At 63.4% G+C, this 1,643-nt stretch carries 5 protein-coding genes; all 5 read left to right on the top strand.

Translation table 11 applies throughout. From position 1 onward, the window contains the following. Positions 1–380 (top strand): hypothetical protein (locus ABD224_RS29160; RefSeq protein ID WP_344055316.1); only part of this gene is annotated, 380 nt, incomplete at its 5' end. Next, entirely contained in the window at positions 377–601 is a 225-nt protein-coding gene (locus ABD224_RS29155) for a hypothetical protein (RefSeq protein WP_344055314.1), read from the top strand. The genes ABD224_RS29160 and ABD224_RS29155, both read left to right, overlap by 4 nt. After that, positions 598–822 (top strand): hypothetical protein, encoded by a 225-nt coding sequence (locus ABD224_RS29150; protein WP_344055312.1) that lies wholly within the window; start codon positions 598–600, stop codon positions 820–822. Before ABD224_RS29155 ends, ABD224_RS29150 begins: the two co-directional genes overlap by 4 nt. Continuing rightward, positions 819–1,043, top strand: coding sequence for a hypothetical protein (locus tag ABD224_RS29145; RefSeq protein WP_344055310.1), 225 nt, complete (start codon positions 819–821; stop codon positions 1,041–1,043). The genes ABD224_RS29150 and ABD224_RS29145 overlap by 4 nt, the downstream gene beginning before the upstream one ends. After that, entirely contained in the window at positions 1,040–1,312 is a 273-nt protein-coding gene (locus tag ABD224_RS29140; RefSeq protein ID WP_344055308.1) for a hypothetical protein, read from the top strand. The genes ABD224_RS29145 and ABD224_RS29140 overlap by 4 nt, the downstream gene beginning before the upstream one ends. Positions 1,313–1,643 lie beyond the last annotated feature (331 nt).

Here is a 1,643-nt window from a genome sequence, read left to right as displayed (position 1 = left end):
AGGAGACGATGACCCGGACGGGAGCCGTCGAGCCGCCCTCGGTGGCTTCGTTCGAGGACCACGTTGCCGACTACGCTCACGACGCGATCGACGCCGGCCTCGAGCCGGTCGACGTCGTCGAAGCTCTCAGGACCGTCGAGGACGAGATCGTCGCCGACCTCGAGGAGCCGTATCACCGCCGACACGGACTCACGATGGATCAAGCGGCCGAGGCCCCTCGAGAACATATTGACGACCTCGCAGACGACCCCGGAGAAACCGACTACCTCGAAGGACGCCGCCCCGACGGGACCGAGAAGGGGGACCTCGAGGCCACAGAGTTCGTCGACGAGGAGCCGACGACTCCGCTCACGGCTCAGACCACGGAGGGAGACCGATGAGCCTCATCGGAGACTGCGAGGACTGCGGAGCAGGCGCACAACTCCGGTACAAGCCGGACGTCCCGCACTCCGAGCAGAGCCGCCCGTCGGTCTGTCCCCACTGCCACGACCGACGAGAGGCCCGCGTCGAGGAGTTTCGAACCGACGAGCCGCTCCCGGCCCGGTACGATCCCGGCCGCCTCGAGCGGGAGATCGTCGATCCCACGGAGGAGAGCGCATGACCTTCCCGACTGGATACGGCGTCTCTCCCGACGACGTCCCGACGATCGAGGAGTGTGAGGAGAGAGCGGCCGCAGAGCAGGCACGCGGAGAGCTTCTCCGTGACGGCCCGGCCCCGTCGACCGAGGCGATCCTCGAGACGATGCGCGAGCACGACGTCACGGCCGGCCGAGCCGCCCGAGCCCTACTCGGCTACGTCGACCTCGAGGAGGGATCCCGATGAGCGGCTGCACGGACGGTACTGAACAGTCCCACTCAATCTTCGTCGGAGATAAGATAGAGCGGGCGATTGAGATAATCGGAGAAGAATCCGACGATGTGGACAAGTGGGAGTTGCTTAGTGACTACACCCATGACGATATTCAACCCAAAGTAGAGTTGAGAGGTAACTATCTGCACGTCTCAGTGGACACGGAGACTGACCGACCGGGGGGATCGACGTGAGCCTCGAGCAAGCGATCGTCGACGAACTCTATGCACGACGAGGCTTCGACTACTGGTGGGACGACATCGACGAGGACGTCAGAGAGGAGATCCTCGAGGCACTCGCGGAGACGATCGAGGACCACTCGACTGGTAGAGTCCGAGTCGAGATCGAGGAGCATGGAGAGACCCGCGAGGAGTTCCTCGAGCCGGGCGACGAGATCGTCTCCGACGGCCCGGTCGCGGTGACGGCCGTCGGGTTCGAGGACGTCGACGACCGGATCCTCTGAGAGAGCCGAGAGACGGCTCTCGAGCGACGTTCTGTTTTCGCGGTGGTTTCTCCCGGAGCCCGACGACGTCGACGACGAGCGGAGACTCCGGGCGTCTGTCGGACGCTGGCCGGTGGCCGTTCCTCGAGATCGAGATCTAGGCCGAGATCGTCCTCGAGGGGAGCTGGCCTCGAGGTCGACCGACCGCCTCGAGGACAAACCGACTTGCACAACCTCGCCAGTAACACAACTCAGGTTTCACTCGGATCGGTCGAAGATCGTATATCGAGATGCGATTCATCTACCAGATTTCTTACACAGGGTATCATTACACGCGAAAAACAGACAGAAT

This window comes from Streptomyces thermoalcalitolerans (assembly GCF_039525155.1).
GTDB classification, from domain to species: Bacteria; Actinomycetota; Actinomycetes; order Streptomycetales; family Streptomycetaceae; genus Streptomyces; species Streptomyces thermovulgaris.
This window is presented reverse-complemented; position numbering and strand designations above follow the sequence as displayed.